The following is a 4,303-nucleotide window of genomic DNA, read 5'->3' as shown; positions in this document are numbered from 1 at the left end:
ATGCGGCGGTGTCGCCGGCAGAGCCTCGGCCTCGGGGATGCGAACCGCCGCTGTCAGCATTCCGATGCCCGTCATCAACAACATGCTGCGACGATCCACTTCAAGTACCACCAATCGGTCAAGCCCGCGACGTCCGGCCCGGCGCGATGCACCCAGGCATCTTCCCTAAACGGTGCTAATGAAACCATGCGAAGCAGGGCCGTGCGTCGGAACCCACCCCGCGGCGTGCCCCTGATTTTTCTTGCAGCCCCGTGACGTGGGCTAATCGGCAGACCCGGCAGCCCCTTCCTCGGGGCCGTCGAGGACGCTGACGGCGATGCCGTAGGGCAGGAACCGCACCTTTCGCGTCGAATCGGTGTTGTTTTTATGCGCGCGTAACGCCTCGAGCTCCGTCGCGTAGACCTCTTCGACGTGTGCGCCACCGTCGGAACCGACGGTGTAGATCGTCCAGACACCGTCACCGGCCTCACCGGCCGTCTCCGGCTCGTTCCGCGGGCGCCGCCCCAGATTGTCGAAGAACACCGACCACCCCGACCGCTCACCGGGAACGGTGATGAACCTGCCGAACCGGTCGAACGCCTCGCGAAGCCCTTCACCGGCTTCACGGATCACCCGGTCGATGTTATCGGGATCGAACCCAAACGCGCCCTCGTCGCTCATCGTGCTCCTCCTGAGCTGCTGCACTGATTACCCACAGTGTGCGCGCACGCGGCGCGGTTCGCCATGCCCTGAAGAGGCGGCCGAGCGCGCCGCACGTTTGACCCTCGGCCAGTCGGGTAAGCAACGATATCCGACGGATGTCTAACAAAGGAGTTCGACATGAACACCAACACCACCGTGGTCATCGTCGTCGCCGTGGTTCTGGCATTACTCATCCTCGCAGTCCTGGCGTGGGCCGTTCGCAGCCGCGCCCAGCAACGCCGCCAGGCAGAGGCCCACCAGATACGTGAACGGGTCGAGGAGGTATCCCAGCACCTCGAGCGCCGTGAGGCGTTCGCCGACGAAACCGAACACAAGGCGCGCGCCGCGCAGGCAGAAGCAGACGCCAAGGCCGCCGAAGCGGCGCGATTGCAGCAGCGCGCACAAGCCCACCGGACGGATCTGGCCAGCGCACGAGAAGATCTCGACGCGCAGCGGGCCCGCGCCGACGAGATCGATCGGCCCGATCAGGCACGTACCGAACAGCGGCTACCCGAAGCCGAGACTCGACCGGGCGAAGCCGCGCCCACCGACACGCCACGAGTCGGTTAGTGCTGCTGGACAAGCGGCTCTGTCGCACCGGCTAGTACCCGGGCGAGTACCCCCCGTAGGGGTTCTGCGGATAGCCGCCATATGCAGGTGGATTGACGTACGGGTTCTGCGGCTGAACCGGGTTTGGATACTGCGGCGCCGCCGGAACGGCACTCTGCGGAACTTTGATCGGTATCGGGACCGGCACCAGCGGCAAAGTCAGGTACTCCGTTGTCATCGGAACTGACGACGACGTGTCGACAGGCGTGTCCGGCGGCGGCTCGGTCGGTGCGGTGGTGGTTGGCGTCGTGGTGGTCGGCGCGGCTGTTGTGGTGGGTTGCGTCGTCTTCGCAGGCGGCGGCGGCGGCTGGTAGATCGTCACGACCGGCGGCGGCGGCGCCGGCGGGGGTTCCGGTGGCGGCGGTGGTTCCGCTGAGGGTGGCGGAGGTGGGGGTTCCGCACTGCTGGCACTCGGAAGGACGCTGGGCGGCGGTGGCATTGGGCTCGGCGACGGTGCTAGCGAGGTGGGCGGCGGCGCCGGAGGCGCCATCGTCGGGCTGGCCGGCGGAGCCGGCGGTTGTGGCTGCACAGCACTGGTCAAGTTGTACGCCACCCCGCCGATGGCGACCATCGCCGCCAATGCGGTGAGTCCCAGGATCAAGCGCGGCACGTGGTAACGACCCCGCGGTTCGTCTTCCGGCGGCTCGTATTCAGGCCCGACACGCGCGGGCCGCACGGCGGGGCCGCCGCTGTAAGCGTCATCGCTGTACGGGACCGGCTCCATACCCGTACCGTCGTCCTCTGACCACGCCAGTTTCCGCGGCGCCGACGGCGGTTCGTCGTCAAGTAGAAGATCGGCGGCCGGCAGACCCGAGATTCCGGTGGTGGTGCCGCCGAACGCCGCAGCCATCGCCGTAGCCATCGCCGTCGCCGTCGCCGCGGTGGTTTCCTCCACCACGGCAGGCTCGCGGGAGGCAAACAGCGCGGCGCCGACGGCTGCGCTGAACGCGGGTTGCCTTGCGGTAATCACTGGTACCTGTGTGTGCGACGAAAGACGTTGGGACACGAGCGGTATGCTTGCTCCCCCGCCCACGGCCACCACCGCGGCGAGATCCCGCGATTCAATTTTGTGCTGCGTCAACAGCTGATCGAACGCGGACAGGACTCCGTCCAGCCGGTCGGTGATGAGATCTTCGAGCTCGGCTCGGGTGAGCTGAACACTCAAACGGTCATTGGCGGAGTCGACCACCACCTCGGTAGCAGGCTCGATGGACAGCCGCTCCTTGGCCTTGCGGCATTCCTCCCTGAGCTGGGCGAGCGGCCCGACTGCCGCGGTAGTGGCGGAATCCAGGGTCCGCTGGTGACCCGTTGCATCGGCCACGTGAACCAGCACGGTTTCGTCGATCTGGTTGCCGGAGAACTCCGGATACCGCAGCGTCTTGTCGATCGGTTCGAAATCCGACGCCGCGTCAGCCAGTGTGAGGCTGGTGCCACCGGCGCCGAAGTCGAGCAGTCCCACCACACCCTTGTCGGGTAGACCGGACGCGGAGTTGATAGCGGTTAAAGCGGCCAAGGCGTCCGAAACCAGCCGTGGCGCGATGCCGCTGTGGACGAAGCCGGAGTGAGTGCGCAGTCCTTTGCGCAGGGACCGCAGCGCATCAGGCCCCCAATATGCGGGAACGGCGATCGTCAACTTCGATGACGCCGCGTCACCCCCGGCAGCAGACACCATCGCGTCCAGCGCCTCGACGAGCAGGAGCTCGGGATCCTGCGGCAAGTCACCAGCGCATAGTGACGCCGTCGCGCCGCCGATGCACTCGACGAACCCAGTCGTCACCGCACCCGACTCGGCCAGGTCCGAATTCTCTTCGGGGAGACCGACTTCCGGGGATCGATGCGGGAAAAGAGTCAACACCGATCGGCGCGTCACGGGCGAATCCCCGTTGCGCGTCGCGACCAGGTTACCGGTCCCGATAGACAACCCAAGTGGGTCGTACATAGAACGAATACCTAACGTCGATAGCGGTCGGCGGGCCAGCGTCAACGATAGACGGGGTCAGGCCCTATCACTCTTGGCCGCAACCCCATTGGTATTCGGTCGATGCGGCTGCGTCACCGAAGTGATACCGCAAAGAGCTTGACAGTGCGCTCCGGTCTCACACCACGGTCAACGGCAGTGACCGTCTGGGCTCGAACTGAAATGTCGATCCGCCGCTGACTTTGGCCACCGAGACCTCCGGGAATTCCGTTGCTTTATCTGCGGATTCGACCAGCTCAGCGGTCCACTCGGTGTTTGCTCCGGTTACCCGCACTTGGATGTGCGGATCGATCGCCGTGGCGATGGCCTGCAGTGGTTGCACGGATTCCGGCGAGCACAACGAGATCCACGCATTGTCCTGGTGGGCAGGCGAGTCGTGCACGACCAGCGAATGCGATGTCGTTTCGGCTTGGACGTAGTCCAGCGGGTTGAGCAGTGGGTGCAACTCGAAGACACGCACGACGCCTTCGATGCCGCCAGGCAGCGACAGCGCGCGGTGAATGCGTTCGGCGCCAAGACCGGCCAGACCGATCAGCTGACGGGTGCCGACGGCGGCGGCCAACTGCTCATCGCTTCCGGCGCGTGCCCGTACCGCGATGGCGAACGACAAGTACAGCAAATGCATCTGCAGACACACTTCGTCGGCCATGCGCACCAGCGCCGAATGCGAGAACGCGCGGAAGTCCAGGTCGGAAACCAAGGGGCCTGAGTAATCGCTGAGCCCTTCATCAGACGAGTCGATCGGCTCCAATGCCAATGTCGCAGCGCGACTTTGGCTTACGATGTCCAGCGCCGGGATGCTTTGGGCCGGCGGGTAAGACTCGTCGATGATGACGGTCCACGCGCAGTGCGGATGCCGGTCGGACGGAACCCGCGGCGGGCGGTGGATCGGACGCATCTGCGCACGTGGGTTGGTCGCGACGGCGGTCGCGTCGAACGTCGGATCCTCGATGGTGTGGCACATGCCGAAGACATAGTCATCGCCCATCGGCTCCACGTCGAGCAGCGCACCGCAGTGGTCGAGCTGGAACTCAC

4 protein-coding genes are annotated in these 4,303 nt (G+C 65.7%); 1 reads left to right on the top strand and 3 read right to left on the bottom strand.

Features of this window, described 5'->3' with window-relative positions; genetic code table 11:
• Positions 1-261: 261 nt before the first annotated feature.
• Positions 262-660, bottom strand: a complete 399-nt coding sequence (locus WA317_RS08020; protein WP_425172527.1) for a hypothetical protein — start codon at positions 658-660, stop codon at positions 262-264.
• A 159-nt stretch (positions 661-819) separates the two neighbouring features.
• On the opposite strand from WA317_RS08020, the gene WA317_RS08015 reads away from it, so the two are divergent.
• Complete coding sequence (locus tag WA317_RS08015; RefSeq protein WP_425172526.1) at positions 820-1,251, top strand: hypothetical protein; 432 nt, start codon at positions 820-822, stop codon at positions 1,249-1,251.
• Between the two features lie 31 nt (positions 1,252-1,282).
• On the opposite strand, the gene WA317_RS08010 is transcribed toward WA317_RS08015, so the two are convergent.
• Positions 1,283-3,229 carry an Hsp70 family protein gene (locus tag WA317_RS08010; protein WP_425172525.1) on the bottom strand — a complete coding sequence of 649 codons (1,947 nt, stop codon included), beginning with the start codon at positions 3,227-3,229 and terminating at the stop codon, positions 1,283-1,285.
• Between the two features lie 157 nt (positions 3,230-3,386).
• Positions 3,387-4,303, bottom strand: a 917-nt coding sequence (locus tag WA317_RS08005) for a hypothetical protein (RefSeq protein WP_425172524.1), incomplete at its 5' end; no start/stop codon positions are given.

The organism is Mycobacterium sp. (genome assembly GCF_049802695.1).
Lineage (GTDB): Bacteria > Actinomycetota > Actinomycetes > Mycobacteriales > Mycobacteriaceae > Mycobacterium.
The sequence above is the reverse complement of the archived record's forward strand: the minus strand, read 5'-3'. Positions and strand labels throughout refer to the sequence as shown.

Bases quoted from the DNA above. Each gene is read 5' to 3' on its own strand.
- WA317_RS08020 (WP_425172527.1), bottom strand. From the start codon at position 660: ATGAGCGACGAGGGCGCGTTTGGGTTCGATCCCGATAACATCGACCGG.
- WA317_RS08015 (WP_425172526.1), top strand. From the start codon at position 820: ATGAACACCAACACCACCGTGGTCATCGTCGTCGCCGTGGTTCTGGCA.
- WA317_RS08010 (WP_425172525.1), bottom strand. From the start codon at position 3,229: ATGTACGACCCACTTGGGTTGTCTATCGGGACCGGTAACCTGGTCGCG.